The following is a 17,402-nucleotide window of genomic DNA, read 5'->3' on the forward strand; positions in this document are numbered from 1 at the left end:
CATGCGCATCTTCGACCCGCACATCCACATGACCTCGCGGACGACCGACGACTACGCCGCGATGGCCGCGCACGGCGTCCAAGCCTTGGTCGAGCCCGCGTTCTGGCTCGGGCAGCCGCGGACCAGCGTCGGCTCGTTCGTCGACTACTTCGACGCGCTGATCGGCTGGGAACCGTTCCGCGCGTCGCAGTTCGGCATCCGGCACCATTGCACGATCGCGCTGAACCCGAAGGAGGCCAACGACCCGCGCTGCCGGGAGGTGCTCGGCGTCCTGCCGCGGTACCTGGCCAAGGACGGCGTCGTCGCGGTCGGCGAGGTCGGCTACGACTCGATGACGCCCGAGGAGGACGAGGTCTTCGCCGCCCAGCTCGAACTGGCCAAGCGCTTCGAGCTGCCGGTCCTCGTGCACACCCCGCACCGCGACAAGGCCGCCGGTACGACGCGAACGCTCGACGTCGTGCGCGAGTCCGGCGTACCGGCCGAGCGGGTGGTCGTCGACCACCTGAACGAGGTGACGGTCAAGGAGGTCGCGGACTCCGGCTGCTGGATGGGCTTCTCGATCTACCCCGACACCAAGATGGATCCGGACCGGATGGTCGTGATCCTGCGGCAGTTCGGCACCGAGCGGGTCCTGGTGAACTCCGCCGCCGACTGGGGCAAGTCCGACCCGCTGCGCACGTACGCGACCGGTCGGGCGATGCTCGCGGCCGGCTTCACCGAGGACGACGTCGACCAGGTGCTCTGGCGCAACCCGGTCGCCTTCTACGGCCAGTCCGGCCGGCTCGACCTCAGCGACGCAAGGACCGGCGACACCTTCGCCGGCAACTCGATCCTGCGGGGAGCGCGCTCATGAGGTTCCGGCATCCCGACGGCTCGCTCGTCCATCTCGCCTACTGCACCAACGTCCATCCCGCCGAGGACCTCGACGGCGTGATCGCGCAGCTCGACGGCTGCTCGTCGCTGGTCCGCAAGGCGCTCGACGTCCCGGTCCTCGGCGTCGGCCTCTGGCTCGCGCACTCGCTCGCCGACCGGCTCGCGAACTCGGCGGTCGCCCTGAACCGGCTGCGCCGCGCGCTCGACCGCAACGGCCTCGAAGTCGTCACGCTGAACGGATTCCCGTACGCCGGGTTCCACGACCGCGTCGTCGGCAAGAAGGTCTACAAACCGGACTGGACCGAGCCCGAGCGACTGCGCTACACCCTCGACCTGATCGACGTGCTGGCCAAGCTGATGCCGCGCGACGCGGCGTACGGGTCGATCTCGACGCTCCCGCTGGCCTGGCGCGACCCGTGGTCGAAGGAGCGGGACGCGGCCGCACGCGCGGCGTTCGACCGGGTCCAGGTCCGGCTCGCGCAGGTCGAGACGACCACCGGCCGCCGGATCCGCGTCGCGGTCGAGCCCGAACCGGGCTGCATCCTCGAGATGGTCCCGCAGGCCACGCACTGGGTCACCCCGTACGCCGGTCCGGGGCGGATCGGGTTGTGCCTGGACACGTGTCATCTGGCGGTCCAGTTCGAGGACCCGGCCGAGACGTTCGCGACGATGGCCGCGGCCGGCGTCGAGGTCGTCAAGAGTCAGGTGTCGGCGGCGCTGCACGTACCCGATCCCGGGGATGCCGAGGCGCGGCGGTTGCTCGACGAGTTCGCCGAGCCGAAGTTCCTGCACCAAACGCGCGAGTGGGGTGGTCCGGGCGTCGACAACCTGGACTCGGTCGATCAGCTGTCGGGGCACGCGGCCTGGCGGGTGCACTTCCATGTGCCGGTGCACGCCGCGCCGCGGGCGCCGCTGGCCAGCACGACCGGCGTACTGGAGGACTGTCTTCAGCATCTCGTCGGCGGTGAGCGTCCGTTGACGCAGCATCTGGAGTCGGAGACGTACACCTGGTCGGTGCTGCCCAACGGGCCGACGAATCAGCAGGAGCTTGCCGAGGGCATCGCTGCCGAGCTGGCGTGGCTGCGCGACCGGATCACCGGACTCGGGTTGGAGGAGGTCAAATGACCAAGCAGGTGGTCGTTCTGGACGTGGTCGGGCTGACGCCGCGGTTGCTGCGGAAGATGCCGCGGCTGCGGTCGTTGCCGTTGGCCAGGAATCTGGAGACCGTGCTGCCGGCGGTGACCTGCTCGGCGCAGGCGACGTTTCTGACCGGCGCGATGCCGTCCGACCACGGTGTCGTGGGCAACGGGTGGTACTTCCGGGATCTCGGCGAGGTGTTCCTCTGGCGGCAGCACAACCGGCTGGTGCAGGGCGAGAAGGTGTGGGACGTCGCGCGGCGCAGCAACCCGTCGTACAAGGTGGCGAACGTCTGCTGGTGGTACGCGATGGGCGCGGAGACGGACCTGCTGGTCACGCCGCGGCCGATCTACTACGCCGACGGGCGGAAGGCGCCGGACTGCTACACACGACCGGTCGAGTTGCACGATCGGCTGACGGCCAAGCTCGGCGACTTCCCGCTGTTCAACTACTGGGGACCGACGGCGGGGATCAAGTCGAGTCGGTGGATCGTTGCCGCGTCGCGGCAGATCCTTGCCGAGGACAACCCCGATCTGCTGCTGACGTACGTGCCGCACCTGGACTACGACCTGCAGCGGTACGGCGCGTCGTCGGTGCAGGCGACCCGGGCGGCGATCGAGCTGGACGGCGTCCTGGCTCCGCTGCTGGACGACGCGGAGGCGCGCGGTGCGACGGTGATCGTGCTGTCGGAGTACGGGATCACGGATGTCGCGCGGCCGGTGGACGTCAACCGGGTGCTGCGGGCCGAGGGGCTGCTGGAAGTGCACACGCAGGACGGGATGGAGTACTTGGATCCGTGGACCTCCCGGGCCTTCGCCGTCGCCGATCATCAGGTGGCGCATGTGTACGTGAAGGATCCCGCGGACCTGGAGGCGGTGGGGAAGTTGCTCGCGGGGATCTCGGGAGTTGCCGAGGTGCTCGATGCCGAGGGCAAGAAGCGGTACGGGCTGGATCATGAGAGGTCCGGTGAGCTGGTGGTTGTCGCCGAGCCGGATGCCTGGTTCACGTACTACTACTGGCTGGACGACGCGCGGGCGCCGGACTTCGCGCGCGGGGTGGAGATCCATCGCAAGCCCGGGTACGACCCGGCGGAGCTGTTCTTCGATCCGGCGGACCGGTTCGTGAAGCCGCGGGCGGCGTCGTACCTGCTGAAGAAGAAGCTGGGGATGCGGTACGCGATGCAGGTGGTGCCGCTGGATCCGTCGATCGTGCGCGGGTCGCACGGGCGGTTGCCGGCGTCGCCCGAGGACGGGCCGGTGTTTCTGAGCAGCGATCCGGCGCTGGTGGAAGGTGAGGGGCCGGTGGCGGCGACTGCTGTGCGGGACCTGCTGCTCACAGCAGGTTCACGCTGATTCGCGGACCACGATCTCGGTGGGCAGGGTGACGGAGTCGGCGCTGCCGTGGGCGATCAGGTCGAGCAGGAGCCGTGTGGTCTGCGCCGCCTGCTCGCCCATCGGGCTGCGGACGGTGGTCAGCGCCGGCGCGGTGTAGAGCGCGGCCTCGATGTCGTCGAAGCCAATCACCGCGACGTCCTCGGGGACCCGCCGTCCGGCCTCGCGCAACGTGCGCAGGGCGCCGATCGCCATCAGGTCGTTGGCCGCGAACACCGCGTCCAGCTGCGGGTCGTCGGTCAGCAGCTGTCGCATCGCGTCGGCCCCCGAGATCCGGGTGAAGTCGCCAAGGGCAACGATCGACCGCCGTCCGGTGTCCTTCAAGGTCTCCCGGTACGCCGTCAGGCGGTCCTGCGCCGCGGTCATGTCCAGCGGTCCGGAGATCGTCGCGATCCGCTGCCGGCCCTGGTCGAGCAGGTGCTGCACGGCCTTGGTCGCGCCGCCGAGGTTGTCGTTGTCGACCCACGGCATCAGCCCCGGCGTCGCCAGCCGCCCGTGCGAGACGATCGGCAACCCGGTCCGCGCCAGTACGGCGGGCAGCGGGTCGGCGCCGTCCATCGACACCAGCATCGCGCCATCCACGTGGCCGGCGGCCAGGTACTGCTCGGCCCGCCGGCGGCTCTCGTCGGACCCGGCCAGCACCAGCGACACCTGCTTGCCCGCGGCCTCCAGCGCCCGGCTCGCCGCACGCACGACCATCGCGAACATCGGGTCGTCGGAGACCAGACCGGCCGGGGGATCGGAGACGATGATCGCGATCGTGTTGGTCCTCTGGGTGACCAGGTTGCGGGCCGCGCCGTTCGGCACGTAGCCGAGCTCGGTGACCGCGGCCATCACGATCTGCCGGATCTCCGGCGCGACCGTCGGCTCGCCGTTGATCACCCGGGAGACGCTCGACTTGGACACCCCGGCCCGGGCTGCGACGGCGTGCAGGGTCGGTCGTCTCACGCGCACCCCCTCGCCGGCCTTGGGGACCGTTCCCCACGCACGAGCATCGCGGTGGTTCCGGAACCTTGTCAAGCGTCGACGAACTCTTGACACCGTTCCCCGGGCAGGCAACTCTCAGACTCGGGGAACGTTCCCCGAACCTCCTGCCCGCCCCTGGAGACGCCCATGCGTTTGTCCCGTAGACCCCTCCGTCTGAAAGCCGCTGGACTCGTCGCGATCGCGGCGAGTTTCGTGGCCGCCCTGCTGGTCGCACCGCCCGCCGAGGCCGCCGACCCGCTGCTGTCCCAAGGCAAGACCGCCACCGCGTCGTCCGCCGAGAACGTCGCCTTCCCCGCCTCCGCCGCCGTCGACGGCGATCCAGGGACCCGCTGGTCGAGCGCGTTCGGCGACCCGCAGTGGATCCGGGTCGACCTCGGCCAGACCGCCACCATCAGCCAGGTCGTGCTCAGCTGGGAGGCGGCGTACGCGACCGGCTTCCGGCTGGAGACCTCCACGGACGGCACCAACTGGTCGTCGATCTACAGCACCACGACCGGTGCCGGAGGCAACCAAACCCTGAACGTCAGCGGCAGCGGCCGCTACGTCCGGCTGCTCAGCACCGCCCGCGCCACCCAGTGGGGTGTGTCGCTGTGGGAGTTCAAGGTGTTCGGGACCACTGGTGGTGGTCCCGGCCCCGGTCCGGGCAGTGCGCTGCTGTCGTACGGCAAGACCGGCGCGGCCTCGACCCAGCAGCACGACTCGAACTGCTGGGAGTGCACGCCGGCCCGTGCGTTCGACCTCGACCCGGCCAGCCGCTGGGCCACCGCGACTGACTCCGGCTGGGTCGACCCGGGCTGGATCTCGGTCGACCTCGGCGCCACCGCGCAGATCGACAAGGTCGTGCTGCAGTGGGACCCGGCCTCGGCCAAGGCGTACCAGATCCAGGTCTCGAACGACGGGAACACCTGGACGCCGATCTACACGACGGCGGCCGGCCCCGGCTTCAAGGAGACGCTGACCGTCACCGGCACCGGCCGCTACGTCCGGATGTACGGCACGCAGCGCAACACGCCGTACGGGTACTCGCTGTGGGAGTTCCAGGTCTACGGCACCGGCGGCGCGCCGAACACCCCGCCGGCCCCGCCGGCCGACCCGTCCCCGAACCCGCAGCTGATCTTCGCCGACGAGTTCAACGGCCCGAGCGGCACCAAGCCCGACGCCGCGAAGTGGTCGGCCGACCCCGGCACCGGCCAGAACAACGAGCTGCAGGTCTACACCAACCACAACAACACCCAGATGGACGGCCAGGGCAACCTGGTGCTCGAAGCCCGTCGTGAGGTGACGCCGGGTTCGGCTTGCCCGATCGACCCGGTCACCGGCAGCGGGACGTGCCAGTACACGTCGGCGCGGATGAACAGCGGCGGCAAGTTCAATACGACGTACGGCAAGGTCGAGGCGCGGATCAAGGTGCCCAAGGGCAACGGCCTGTGGCCGGCGTTCTGGATGATGGGCGCGGACTTCCTGACCGGCCGGCCCTGGCCCTACAACGGTGAGATCGACATCGTGGAGATCCTCGGTCGCGAGACCACCAAGGGCTACTCGACGCTGCACGCCCCGGCCTACAACGGCGCCGGTGGCTACGGCGGCACCTACGGGTTGCCCGGTGGCGCCGACTTCTCGAACGACTTCCACACCTGGACGATGCTTTGGAACAGCACGAGCATCACCTACCAGGTCGACGGCACCACGGTCTTCGTCGTCGACAAGGCCCAGCTCGAGGCGACCCGCGGGCCGTGGATCTTCGACCACCCGTTCTACCTGATCCTCAACCTCGCGGTCGGCGGCGACTTCCCCGGCCCGCCCAACGCGCAGACGCCGTTCCCGGCGCGGATGCTGGTCGACTACGTGCGGGTGTACAAGTGACCGCGCGTCGGGGTTTCCGTCTCGGTGCTCTGATGACGGGCCTGCTGGCCCTGCTCGGTGCCTATCTGGTGGTGGTCGGTCGTCCCGCCGCGGCCGCCGAGACGCTGCTGTCGCAGGGCCGGCCGGTCGTCGCGTCCTCGGTGGAGAGCGGTGCCTTCCCGGCCGCTGCCGCCGTCGACGGTGACGGCGGGACGCGCTGGGCGTCGGGATTCGCCGACAACCAGTGGCTTCAGGTGGATCTGGGATCGAGCCAGACCTTCAACCGCGTCGTACTGCGGTGGGAGGCGGCGTACGCGAAGGGCTTCTCGATCCAGACCTCGCCCGATGCCACGAGCTGGACCACCGTGCACACGGTTGCCAATGGCAACGGTGGTGAGCAGAACCTGACCGTGACCGGCACCGGCCGGTACGTGCGGGTGCTGGTCACCCAGCGGGCCACCCAGTGGGGTGCGTCGCTGTTCGAGTTCCAGGTGTACGGCGGGACTGCTGCCGGGCCGATCGTCCGGGTGGCCGAGTTCCTGGCGGACTGCCCGTACACGCACCGGCTGCCCGACGACCCGATCGTGTTCCCGAACCTGCCCGGGGCGTCGCACATGCACAGCTTCTTCGGTGCGACCGTGACGAACGCCAACACCACCGTGGACGACCTGGTGAACTCGCCGACGTCGTGCAACCCGGCCGAGGACAAGTCGTCGTACTGGGTGCCCACGCTGTACGTGAACAACCAGCCGGTCGAACCGACCGGGACGACGTTCTACTACCTGGGCGAAGGCGTCCGGGACGACGTGATCGCGCGGACCCAGCCGCTGCCGTTCGGGCTGCGGATCGTGGCCGGCAACGCGAAGGCGACCGGGCCCGGTGACAACACGATCTCCCGTTGGTCCTGTCTGCACGCCGGGGACGCTGGGTCGGGTCACGACTTCATCAACTGCCCCGCCGGGTCGATGCTGGAGTCGTACCTGGACTTCCCGCAGTGCTGGAACGGGCGCGACCTCGACTCACCGGACCACAAGAGCCACATGTCCTACCCGGTGAACGGCGACTGCCCGGCGACCCACCCGGTGCCGGTGCCGAAGCTGCGGCAGGTCCTGCGGTACCCGGTGAACGGGTCGACGGCCGGCTTCCGGCTGGCGTCCGGTGGCGGGTTCACGATGCACGGCGACTTCTTCAACGCCTGGCCGGTCGCCGAGATGGCGCGCCGCGTCAACGACTGCATCCGCCCGATCATCAAGTGCGGGGCCAACGGGCACCCGTAACCCTCTGACGGCCGGGCGGGTCTCCCCGTCCCAGGGACCCGCTCGGCCGCTCCACTCCGCTCAGCGCTTTTGCAAAGAACCTTTCTTTACCCTCTGTACTGCGGTCGTCGCCGTCTGTACTCTCACCACAACCGCCCCGTTGTTCCCGAGGAGCTCTCCCATGAAGGCTCTTGCTTGTCTCGCCCTGCTCGTCGCTCTGACCGGTTGTGGTTCGTCCGTCGCCGCTTCGCCACCCCCGCCGTCCCCGACGCCGTCGGCCACGGAGCCGGAGTGGAAGATCGACCCGTCCTTCAACTCCACCGACCTGGCCTACATCGAACTCATGATCCCGATGGACGACCAGCTGCTGCGCGTCCTGGACCTCGGCCAGAAACAGGCCTCCGCCCCGGCGCTGCGCGAGTTCGCCGGCAAGGTGGCCGCCGGCCACCGCGCCGAGGTCGCCCAGCTCATCGCCATCCGCACCCGCAGCGGCCTGCCGATCCGCAACCCGCACGAGGGCCACGACATGCCCGGCATGATGACCGAGCCCGAAATCGATGCCCTGGGCAAGCTGTCCGGCCCCGCCTTCGACCAGGACTTCACCAAGAACCTGAAAGAGCACCTGGACCAGACGACCTTGCTGGCCCGCAGCATCGCCAACGCAGGCAAGGATCCGGAGACGAAGAAGCTGGGTAAGACCCTCATCGCCGGCCGAACCACCCAACTGAAACAGCTCGCTGCGGTGAGCTGACTGTTTCCTCCCACGCGCGGCCTTCCGCTCGCTGGCGCTCGCTACATGCCGTGCTCCCGCCCGCCCTTTTGCGAACGTGTGCGGGCTATCGCCCGCCATGTGCGCGTGCTATCGCCCGCTTCAAGCGGAAGCAGGTGGGCTCGGGCGGTGTGATCGGTTGCGTGCAGGTGGTTCACCCGATTCGCGCCGGGTGCGCGTGCTGCCGCCCGCCTCGAGTGGAGCACTTGGGCGCGGCGGGGTGTAATCGGATGCGCGGGGCGCTCACCCCGCGCGCGGCCCTTCGCTCGCTAGCGCTCGCTGCGCGTCGTGCTCCCGAACTCTCCCTGTGCGAGGCCCGCCGGCGACTCCGCTCGCCTCGATCAGCTGGCGGACTGAGCTGCCGGGCTCAGTTGCCGGACGAGGCGATCCGGGAGACCGCGAACAGCAGGATCACCAGGACGGAGAAGACCCGGAGCGCGCGCTGGCCCGTGGTCACCACCGGCCAGGACAGGAACCCGAGCCAGCTCAGCAGCAGTGCCAGCAGGATCAGCGCCGGGATGCCGGCGGCGAGCGGAGCGAAGACTCCGATCAGGGCCAGCACCAGGGTGATCCCGGGCAGCGTCAGCTTCGGCATCGCGTGCAGCTTCGCCACGACCGGGTAGCTGACCTTCGTCACACGCTGCCGAAGCGGACTCACCGGCTGACTGCTGGAGGAACTCATTGTCCTATTGTTCCAGCACAGCCACACCTGTGGAAAACTTCGGCCCCGTCCATCCGTACAGCGCGGTGCGTTGCACGGGATGCCCCGAGCCGTCAGCCGGCCCCGAATTCGCCGGTGACGTGCGGCGCGTAAGTGCGGATCACGGCAGTCAGGGCTGCGCGATTCAGCAAGTGCACGCGGGAGACAGCCAGCACGGCGTACCGAGCGGGCTGTTTGCCCGACGGGTGGTTGATGTGGCGCGCGGCGCGCTCGCCGCGCTCGGAGAGCGGCACCACTGAGCCTCGCGCCACTTGGAACACCAGAGCACGGTCCTCTCCGGAGTAGCTGATATCCGCATCCCGGACGTCACGCCAGGCCACGAACACACACCAGGACCCCCAGAGCTCGATCCCACGCTCGTCGGCCCGAAGCAGCAGTCGCCCGTACCTCCGCAGGTGAGCGATCGCGACGCCCACCACGAAGAGCGCCGCGCACGAGATCGTCACCGGGTACAGGCGCGGTCCTCCGGCGATGACCACGACTGCGCCCGCCGCGGGGAACATGATCCCGGCCAGGACTGTGAGCCAGGTCGTTCGAAACCGCATCTCGTAGCTGAGAGGCCCGTCCGACGGCGCAACCATGAGCCTCATGGTAGACGCCGCCAAGGAGCTCCTCCGGTCCACCGATGGGATTCCACATGGAGCGAGCGCTAGCGAGCGGAAGGCCGCGCGTGGGGGAAAGCATCTAAGGTGACGGAGTGTTCGTCGTGATCAGGTTCAAGGTGGCTGAGGGTGCTCAGGTGGAGTTCCGGGAGCGGTTGGCGGCTGCCGTGGAGGTGTTGTCGCGGCAGAAGGGGTTCGTGGCGGCTCGGACGGGGTTCAACGTGGACGATCCGGAGTTGCTGGCGTTGAGTATGGAGTGGGTCAACGTCGGGAGCTACCGGCGGGCGCTGTCGCCGTACGAGGTGAAGATGGTGGCGGTGCCGCTGCTGTCCCAGGCGATCGACGAGCCCACGGCGTACGAGGTGCTGGACGGCGGGTCCGGCGGGGTGAACCTGCTGTCGTAGCAGGTACCTTGCGGATGCGACGTGGAGGACCCCGGGCCGTTAGCCTGGACCCTTCCGTTCCACCACCTGTGTCCTACCACCCGTGTTGTTGTCTGGAGTCGAATAGTGCCCGTGGATACCGTCGATGCCGTCGTCAGCCTCAGTAAGCGGAGGGGCTTCGTCTACCCGTGCGGCGAGATCTACGGCGGTACCCGGTCGGCATGGGACTACGGACCGCTCGGGATCGAGCTGAAGAACAACGTCCGCAACCAGTGGTGGCGGGCGATGGTGACGAGTCGCGACGACGTCGTCGGCCTGGACTCGTCGGTGATCCTGCCGACCAAGGTCTGGGAGGCGTCGGGGCACCTGCAGGAGTTCGTCGACCCGCTGACCGAGTGCCAGTCCTGCCACAAGCGGTTCCGTGACGACCACCTGCGCGAGGACTACGCGCGGCGGAAGAACAAGGACGCCGACGAGGTCAAGCTCGACGAGATCGCCTGCCCGAACTGCGGGAACAAGGCCACCTTCACCGAGCCGCGGATGTTCAACGGGCTGTTGAAGACCTACCTCGGCCCGGTCGAGTCCGAGGAGGGGCTGCACTACCTGCGCCCGGAGACCGCCCAGGGCATCTTCGTCAACTTCGCGAACGTGATGGGTACGGCGCGCAAGAAGCCGCCGTTCGGCATCGCCCAGGTGGGCAAGAGCTTCCGCAACGAGATCACCCCGGGCAACTTCATCTTCCGGACCCGGGAGTTCGAGCAGATGGAGATGGAGTTCTTCGTCGCGCCGGGCTCGGACGAGGACTGGCACGAGTACTGGCTGAAGGCCCGCTGGGACTGGTACATCGGGCTCGGGCTCAACCCGGACAACATGCGCTTCTACGAGCACCCGAAGGAGAAGCTCAGCCACTACAGCAAGCGCACGGTCGACATCGAGTACAAGTTCAACTTCGGCGGCAAGGACTTCGACGAGCTCGAGGGCATCGCGAACCGGTTCGACTACGACCTGACCACGCACTCCAAGCACTCCGGCGCCGACCTGTCGTACTTCGACCAGGAGAAGGGCGAGCGCTGGACGCCGTACGTGATCGAGCCGGCCGCCGGCCTGACCCGCAACGTGCTGGCCTTCCTGCTCGACGCCTACACCGAGGACGAGGCGCCGAACGCCAAGGGCGGCGTCGACAAGCGGACCGTGCTGCGCTTCGACCCGCGACTCGCGCCGGTCAAGGCGGCCGTGCTGCCGCTGTCGCGCAACGCCGATCTGTCCCCGAAGGCCAAGGACCTGGCCGCCGAGCTGCGCCAGGCCTGGAACGTCGACTTCGACGACGCCGGGGCGATCGGCCGCCGCTACCGCCGCCAGGACGAGATCGGGACGCCGTACTGCATCACCGTCGACTTCGACACCCTCGAGGACCACGCGGTGACGATCCGGGAGCGCGACTCGATGAAGCAGGAGCGCGTCGCCCTGACCGAGGTGACCGGGTACCTGGCCCAGCGCCTGGTGGGTTGCTGACCATGCCCTTCCGTACGACGTCCGCCCGTACGACGGGTGCCCGCGCGCTGGCCGTCGGCGCGGCCGCCGTCCTGCTGCTGGCCGGTTGCTCCGACGACCCGACGCCGGACGCCGGGAGCACCCCGCCGCCGTCCGCGCCCTCCTCCGGTCCGACCAGCGCGCCGATCCCGACCGCTTCCACGCCGTCGCTGACCCCGTTGCCGACGCCGTCACTGAGCCCATTGCCGACTCCGTCGGAGGCGTGGCCGACGCCGAAAGTGACCGGTACGCCGGATGCCGACGCCCCGCTGGCGAACCGGATCCGCTTCGCGATCGCCAAGCAGGTCCAGGTCGCGGCCGGCCGCGCCGCGAGCACCAAGGTGACCTGCCCGGGCATCGACGACGCCGACCAGCCGGGCGCCCACGCGCTCACCTGCACGGTGAACTACGCGGGCAAGACCTTCACCGGTCGGCTCACCGTCGACGCCAAGCAGTACAGCGCGACGTACAAGTTCACCTCCGAGTCGGTGGCGATCGTGAAGCCGAAGGTCGTCGACGCGGTGCAGCGGGCGGCGTCGGGCGCCGCGAAGGTGACCTGCACAATGGAGGACGTGACCGTCGTCAAGCACACCGCGCAGGGCATCGCCTGTGACGTGACCACCGTGGAGAACGCTGTCCAGCCGTACCGCGCGCAGATCTCGGGGAACGGCCAGGTCCTGGTGGCCAAGGCGTAACTGATGCTCAAGCTCGGCAACCTCACCATCGACACCCCCGTCGTGCTCGCGCCGATGGCCGGGATCACCAACGCGGCGTACCGGCGGCTCTGCGCGGAGCAGGGCGCCGGACTGTACGTGTGCGAGATGATCACGTCCCGCGGCATCGTCGAGGGGGACCAGAAGTCGCTCGACATGCTGACCTTCGACGAGCGCGAGACGGTGCGTTCGGTGCAGCTGTACGGCGTTGACCCGGTGTACGTCGGGCGCGCGGTCGAGCTGCTGTGCTCGGAGTACGGCGTCGCGCATGTCGACCTCAACTTCGGGTGCCCGGTGCCGAAGGTGACCCGCAAGGGCGGCGGCGCCGCGCTGCCGTGGAAGCGGAACCTGCTCGGCGCGATCCTGCAGTCGGCGGTGAAGGCGGCCGCGCCGTACGACGTACCGGTGACGATGAAGACCCGGATCGGGATCGACTCCGCGCACCAGACCTACCTGGACGCCGGCCGGATCGCCGAGGAGTCGGGCGCGGCCGCGATCGGGCTGCACGGGCGGACGGCGGCGCAGGCGTACTCGGGCCAGGCCGACTGGACGAAGATCGCCGAACTGGTCGAGCACGTGAAGATCCCCGTGCTCGGCAACGGCGACATCTGGGAAGCCTCCGACGCGCTGCGCATGGTCGACGAGACCGGATGCGCCGGAGTGATCGTCGGTCGTGGGTGCCTGGGCCGCCCCTGGCTCTTCCGCGACCTGGCCGTTGCCTTTGCCGGTGGAGAGGCGCTCAACCTGCCGGTGCTCGGCGAGGTCGCCACGGTCATGCGCCGCCACGGTGAGCTGCTCGCGGGGCTGATGGGGGAGCAGCGCGGGCTGCACGACTTCCGCAAGCACGTCCCGTGGTACCTGAAAGGCTTCCCCGCCGGCGGCGAGCTCCGCGCCGCCCTGGGCATGGTCGACTCGCTGGCCCGCCTCGACGAACTCCTCACCCAGCTCGACCCGACGGCGCCTTTCCCCGTCGCCGAGCTGGGCGCCCCCCGAGGCCGCCAGGGTTCCCCCCGGGACCACGTCGTGCTCCCGCACGGCTGGCTCGACGACACCGACGGCCTCAACACCGACCTCGCCGACGCCGAGATCGGAGTGTCCGGCGGCTGATCGGGCTGCCGATCACCTCAAGATGCACTTCTAGACAAACTTGACTAGACGCTCCTCCTCGTGCACTCTGGCTAAGTAGCCAAACTTGACTAGTCTCTACCAATCCGTTCGCAAACACGGGAGAAGGAATCGAACCCATGGGAAAGCTTGCGATCGAGACGAGAGGGTTGAGCGGAGGTGGGCGCACGTCGGCGACGAAGCTTCTGGTACTCGGTGTCGTGCACCTCTCCGGCGGCGCGCATGGCTACCAGGTGCGGTCCGAACTGCAGAGCTGGGGTGCGGAGATTTGGGCCAAGATCAAGCCCGGCTCGGTTTATCACGCGCTGAAAAAGGCGGCGGCTGATGGCCTCCTCACCGAACACGCCGAGCCGGGCAACTCCGGGCCGGAGCGCGTTTTGTACCGCGCGACAGCTCGGGGACGTGACGAGATAGTCGAACTGGTCCGCGACGGTCTGCGGCGCACCCATGACCCCACCATGCTCGACGCGGCCATCGCCATGTTGCCCATGCTGACCAGGACAGATGCCATCGCGGACGTCAACGAGCGGGTCGCGCGCCTGGAAGCGGAGCTCGTAGGGCAGGCCAAGGGGTGGGAGAACCCGAACCCCGACATTCCCGAACACGTCCGCGATCAGGCCGAACTGTGGGCGGGACACGCACGCACCGAACTGGAGTGGGCGAAGAACCTGAGCAAACGACTGTCTGAGGGCGCCTACACCATGGCCGATGATCCGGGTTCGTGGCGAACGGTCCCCGATCACCTCAAGATGCGCACCTAATCAACCTTGACTAGCTGTTTCTTCCTCGTCTGCTCTGACCAAGTAGTCAAACTTGACTAGCTCACCAATCCGTTCGCAACCGCCGAGAGAAGGAATCGAACCCATGGGAAAGCTCGCGATCGAGACGAGAGGGTTGAAGAAGAGCTTCGGCACGACCCACGCGGTCGCCGGTGTGGACCTGGCCGTGAGCGCCGGGGGCGTGTACGGCGTGCTCGGTCCGAACGGGGCGGGCAAGACCACCACGATCCGCATGCTGGCCACGCTCCTGCGCCCCGACGCCGGAGAGGCGCAAGTGCTCGGCTACGACGTCGTGCGTGACGCCCGGGCGGTGCGGAGCAGGGTGGGCCTCACCGGGCAGTTCGCGTCGGTCGACGAAGACCTCACCGGGGTGGAGAACCTGTTGCTGCTCGCCAGGCTGCTCGGCTACTCACGCCGCCGAGGCAGGGAGCGGGCGGCCGACCTGCTCGACGCGTTCGGTCTTGCCGAGGCGGCCGACCGGCAGGTGAAGAAGTACTCCGGCGGGATGCGCCGGCGCATCGACATCGCGGCGAGCCTGGTCGTCACCCCCGAACTGATCTTCCTCGACGAGCCCACGACCGGGCTCGACCCGCGCAGCAGGAACCAGGTCTGGGAGATCGTCAGGGGCATGGTCGCCGAAGGCACCACCGTGGTGCTGACCACGCAGTACCTCGACGAGGCCGACCAACTGGCCGACCGGATAGCGGTGATCGACCACGGGAAGGTCATCGCCGAGGGCACGAGCGGCCAGCTCAAGGCATCGGTCGGCGTCGGCTCGCTGCACGTACGGCTACGTGCGCCCGAGCAGCGGGCCGACGCCGCGCGGGTCCTCGCCGGTGTCCTCGAGGTGCCGGCTGAGCCGTCCGCTGACCCGGCCGCGCTGTCCGCGCGGATCTCCGACCCCGAGCGGGTCGCCCGGTCCCTGACCGAGCTGTCCCGCAGCGGCATCGACGTCACCGAGTTCGCGCTCGGTCAGCCGAGCCTGGACGAGGTGTTCCTCACCCTGACCGGACACGCCGCCGAGGAGACACCCGAGGAGGATGCCGCATGACCGCCACGTCCGCGGAGCAGGGGTCGGCGCCGGTCACTGAGGACGCGCTGCGCAGCGTGCTGTTGGCCGGTGAGCGGCGGTCTCGCCCCGGCCCGGTGCGCACCTCGTTGACATTCGGCTGGCGCGCTCTGCTGAAGATCAAGCACGTCCCGGAGCAGCTCGTCGACGTGACCATGTTCCCGATCATGTTCACACTGATGTTCACCTACCTGTTCGGTGGCGCGCTCGCCGGGTCGACTCAGGAGTACCTGCAGTTCCTGCTGCCCGGGATCCTGGTGCAGGCGAACGTCATGATCACCATGAACACCGGCATAACGCTGAACACCGACATCCAGAAGGGGGTGTTCGACAGGTTCAGGTCACTTCCGGTGTGGCGACCGTCGCCGCTGGTCGGCGCCCTGCTCGGCGATGTGATGCGCTACTCGATCGGGTCGGCGATCGTGATCACGCTCGGACTGGTCCTAGGGTTCCGGCCGGAGGGTGGCGCCGTCGGCGTGGTGCTCTCGGTGGTGCTGCTGCTGGTGTTCTCGTTCTGCCTGTCGTGGCTGTGGACGATGCTCAGCCTGATCCTGCGCACGCCGAACTCGGTGGCGGGGGTCAGCATGATGGTGATGTTCCCGCTGACGTTCGTGAGCAACATCTTCGTGGACCCGAAGACGATGCCCGGGTGGATGCAGGCGGTCGTCGAGGTCAACCCGATCACCCACCTGGCGACCGCGGTACGCGGCCTGATGCACGGCTCGGTGCCCGCCGGGGAAATCGGCTGGGTGCTCGTCTCGTCAGCGCTGCTCGTCGCGGTCTTCGGTCCCATCACCATGGTCCTCTACCGCAACAAGAAGTAAATGCCGCTCCCGCGAGCACTTGGTCGAAATCAACTCCGACAACCCGGCCCACTCGGCCAACGCCAGCACCGCTACCAGGCCCGGACACGACAAGGAGAGCCGAATGAGCACCATCCCCAAGAACAACTCGGAAACCGTTGCGCACACGCCCGGGCGGGCGAGCAGCATCGGGGTCTGGATCCTGCACGTCGTGCTGGCGGCGATAATCGCCGGCGGCGGAATCTCGAAGCTCGCCGGCGACCCGGTCATGGTGGACATGTTCGCCGACATCGGGGCTGGCCAGTGGCTCCGGTACCTGGTCGGAGCGCTGGAGGTCGCGGGAGGGGTTGGACTTCTGATCCCGGCTCTGGCGGGCCTGGCCAGTCTCGGGTTGGCGGCATTGCTGACCGGTGCTGTCATCACCGATCAGTTCGTGCTCGAGCAGAGCCCTTGGCTGCCGCTCGCCTTACTCGTCGTGGCGGCCGTGATCGCAAGGACGCGGTGGTCGCGCACCGAGGCCGTCGTCGGCACGCTGCTCAGGCGCTGAGACAAACCTCTCGAACGGAGATGTGAGATGAACGAGATGGCCTTTCGCGTGACATCAAACGATGGCACCACCATCGCCTACGACCGGAAGGGAAGCGGTCCGGCCGTCATTCTGGTGGGCGGAGCACTCGACGAGGGGGTGGAGAACGCTCCCTTGGCGCCGGCTCTCGCCGAGCACTTCACGGTCTACAACTATGCCCGTCGGGGACGCGGCGCGAGCGGCTTCACCGAGCCGTACGCCGTGGAGAGGGAGATCGAGGACCTGGATGCGTTGATCGCGGAGGCGGGCGGCTCGGCACACCTGTTCGGGGCGTCCTCTGGTGGCGCGCTGGCGCTGGAAGCGGCCGCGGCCGGGTCAGCCATCGACACGATCGCCGTGTGGGAGGTGCCCTACGCGGTCGGGGACGACATCCGCCAGCGATTCGAGGAGTACGTCGCGGACACCCGACGCGCCTTCGACGCCGGGCGAGACGAGGAGGTTCTCGAACTGTTCATGCGCTTGAGCGGCGCCTCCGACGACAACATCGCGGCCAGGAAAGCGGCAGGCAAGCAGACGGCGCATTGGGCGCATTCGGTCGCCCTCGCGCCCACGCTGGTCCACGACAGCGTCTTCCTCAATCGCTACCAATTGCCGGCCGATCGACTGGCAACGGTCACCCAACCGGTCCTGGTCACCACCGGAGGACCGATCACGGTCCCCTATATGGCAGGCCTGCCCTCGGATTTCTTCGACCGCGCAGCCGACGAGCTTGCAGACCAATTACCCCACGCTCTACGGGAGACCCTCGAGGGGCCGGATCACGTCGTCGACCCACAGACCGTCGGCCCGCTGTTGCTACGGTTCTTCAGCAGCGAACACTGAGGGCACAGGCCTGA

18 protein-coding genes are annotated in these 17,402 nt (G+C 68.6%); 15 read left to right on the plus strand and 3 right to left on the minus strand.

Annotated features, from left to right (window positions below):
• Nucleotide 1 precedes the first annotated feature (1 nt).
• The 3 genes from HDA39_RS02500 to HDA39_RS02510 are packed head-to-tail and all read left to right on the plus strand — an operon-like array spanning nt 2 to nt 3,362.
• Nucleotides 2-853, plus strand: coding sequence for a TatD family hydrolase (locus tag HDA39_RS02500; protein ID WP_184793624.1), 852 nt, complete (start codon nt 2-4; stop codon nt 851-853).
• On the plus strand, nt 850-1,998 hold the full coding sequence (gene eboE, locus HDA39_RS02505) for a metabolite traffic protein EboE (RefSeq protein WP_184793625.1): 1,149 nt from the start codon (nt 850-852) through the stop codon (nt 1,996-1,998). The genes HDA39_RS02500 and eboE overlap by 4 nt, the downstream gene beginning before the upstream one ends.
• On the plus strand, nt 1,995-3,362 hold the full coding sequence (locus HDA39_RS02510) for an alkaline phosphatase family protein (protein WP_184793626.1): 1,368 nt from the start codon (nt 1,995-1,997) through the stop codon (nt 3,360-3,362). The genes eboE and HDA39_RS02510 overlap by 4 nt, the downstream gene beginning before the upstream one ends.
• On the opposite strand, the gene HDA39_RS02515 is transcribed toward HDA39_RS02510, so the two are convergent.
• Nucleotides 3,354-4,349, minus strand: a complete 996-nt coding sequence (locus HDA39_RS02515; RefSeq protein WP_184793627.1) for a substrate-binding domain-containing protein — start codon at nt 4,347-4,349, stop codon at nt 3,354-3,356. The genes HDA39_RS02510 and HDA39_RS02515 overlap by 9 nt on opposite strands.
• A 165-nt stretch (nt 4,350-4,514) precedes the next feature.
• Here HDA39_RS02515 and HDA39_RS02520 point away from each other — a divergent pair, with 165 nt between their 5' ends.
• The 3 genes from HDA39_RS02520 (at nt 4,515) to HDA39_RS02530 (ending at nt 8,237) form a co-directional block, all read left to right on the plus strand.
• Nucleotides 4,515-6,251 (plus strand): galactose-binding domain-containing protein, encoded by a 1,737-nt coding sequence (locus tag HDA39_RS02520; RefSeq protein ID WP_184793628.1) that lies wholly within the window; start codon nt 4,515-4,517, stop codon nt 6,249-6,251.
• A 32-nt stretch (nt 6,252-6,283) separates the two neighbouring features.
• Nucleotides 6,284-7,507 (plus strand): DUF1996 domain-containing protein, encoded by a 1,224-nt coding sequence (locus tag HDA39_RS02525; protein ID WP_184793629.1) that lies wholly within the window; start codon nt 6,284-6,286, stop codon nt 7,505-7,507.
• Between the two features lie 160 nt (nt 7,508-7,667).
• Nucleotides 7,668-8,237 carry a DUF305 domain-containing protein gene (locus tag HDA39_RS02530; protein ID WP_184793630.1) on the plus strand — a complete coding sequence of 190 codons (570 nt, stop codon included), beginning with the start codon at nt 7,668-7,670 and terminating at the stop codon, nt 8,235-8,237.
• Nucleotides 8,238-8,622: 385 nt separating this feature from the next.
• Here HDA39_RS02530 and HDA39_RS02535 read toward each other — a convergent pair whose 3' ends face one another.
• Together HDA39_RS02535 and HDA39_RS02540 are read right to left on the minus strand one after the other, a co-directional pair.
• Nucleotides 8,623-8,937: a DUF6703 family protein gene (locus tag HDA39_RS02535; protein ID WP_184793631.1), complete on the minus strand. Its 315-nt coding sequence runs from the start codon at nt 8,935-8,937 to the stop codon at nt 8,623-8,625.
• Between the two features lie 92 nt (nt 8,938-9,029).
• Nucleotides 9,030-9,557 (minus strand): hypothetical protein, encoded by a 528-nt coding sequence (locus tag HDA39_RS02540; RefSeq protein WP_184793632.1) that lies wholly within the window; start codon nt 9,555-9,557, stop codon nt 9,030-9,032.
• A 116-nt stretch (nt 9,558-9,673) separates the two neighbouring features.
• Here HDA39_RS02540 and HDA39_RS02545 point away from each other — a divergent pair, with 116 nt between their 5' ends.
• From HDA39_RS02545 to HDA39_RS02585, 9 genes are all read left to right on the plus strand, one after another.
• The gene (locus HDA39_RS02545; RefSeq protein ID WP_337925599.1) at nt 9,674-9,982 is read left to right on the plus strand and encodes an antibiotic biosynthesis monooxygenase family protein; all 309 of its coding nucleotides are present in this window, start codon (nt 9,674-9,676) and stop codon (nt 9,980-9,982) included.
• A gap of 105 nt (nt 9,983-10,087) precedes the next feature.
• Nucleotides 10,088-11,473 (plus strand): glycine--tRNA ligase, encoded by a 1,386-nt coding sequence (locus HDA39_RS02550; RefSeq protein ID WP_184793633.1) that lies wholly within the window; start codon nt 10,088-10,090, stop codon nt 11,471-11,473.
• Between the two features lie 2 nt (nt 11,474-11,475).
• Nucleotides 11,476-12,186, plus strand: a complete 711-nt coding sequence (locus HDA39_RS02555) for a hypothetical protein (protein ID WP_184793634.1) — start codon at nt 11,476-11,478, stop codon at nt 12,184-12,186.
• 3 nt (nt 12,187-12,189) lie between these two features.
• Complete coding sequence (gene dusB, locus HDA39_RS02560) at nt 12,190-13,311, plus strand: tRNA dihydrouridine synthase DusB (protein ID WP_184793635.1); 1,122 nt, start codon at nt 12,190-12,192, stop codon at nt 13,309-13,311.
• A gap of 137 nt (nt 13,312-13,448) precedes the next feature.
• Nucleotides 13,449-14,090 (plus strand): PadR family transcriptional regulator, encoded by a 642-nt coding sequence (locus HDA39_RS02565; RefSeq protein ID WP_184793636.1) that lies wholly within the window; start codon nt 13,449-13,451, stop codon nt 14,088-14,090.
• Between the two features lie 103 nt (nt 14,091-14,193).
• On the plus strand, nt 14,194-15,159 hold the full coding sequence (locus HDA39_RS02570) for an ATP-binding cassette domain-containing protein (RefSeq protein WP_184793637.1): 966 nt from the start codon (nt 14,194-14,196) through the stop codon (nt 15,157-15,159).
• A complete protein-coding gene (locus HDA39_RS02575; protein ID WP_184793638.1) occupies nt 15,156-16,001 on the plus strand; it encodes an ABC transporter permease in 846 nt (281 codons plus the stop codon). The genes HDA39_RS02570 and HDA39_RS02575 overlap by 4 nt, the downstream gene beginning before the upstream one ends.
• Before the next feature lie 103 nt (nt 16,002-16,104).
• The gene (locus HDA39_RS02580) at nt 16,105-16,527 is read left to right on the plus strand and encodes a DoxX family protein (protein ID WP_184793639.1); all 423 of its coding nucleotides are present in this window, start codon (nt 16,105-16,107) and stop codon (nt 16,525-16,527) included.
• A 27-nt stretch (nt 16,528-16,554) separates the two neighbouring features.
• Complete coding sequence (locus HDA39_RS02585) at nt 16,555-17,388, plus strand: alpha/beta fold hydrolase (RefSeq protein WP_184793640.1); 834 nt, start codon at nt 16,555-16,557, stop codon at nt 17,386-17,388.
• The last annotated feature ends 14 nt before the right edge of the window (nt 17,389-17,402 follow it).

The organism is Kribbella italica (genome assembly GCF_014205135.1).
Lineage (GTDB): Bacteria > Actinomycetota > Actinomycetes > Propionibacteriales > Kribbellaceae > Kribbella > Kribbella italica.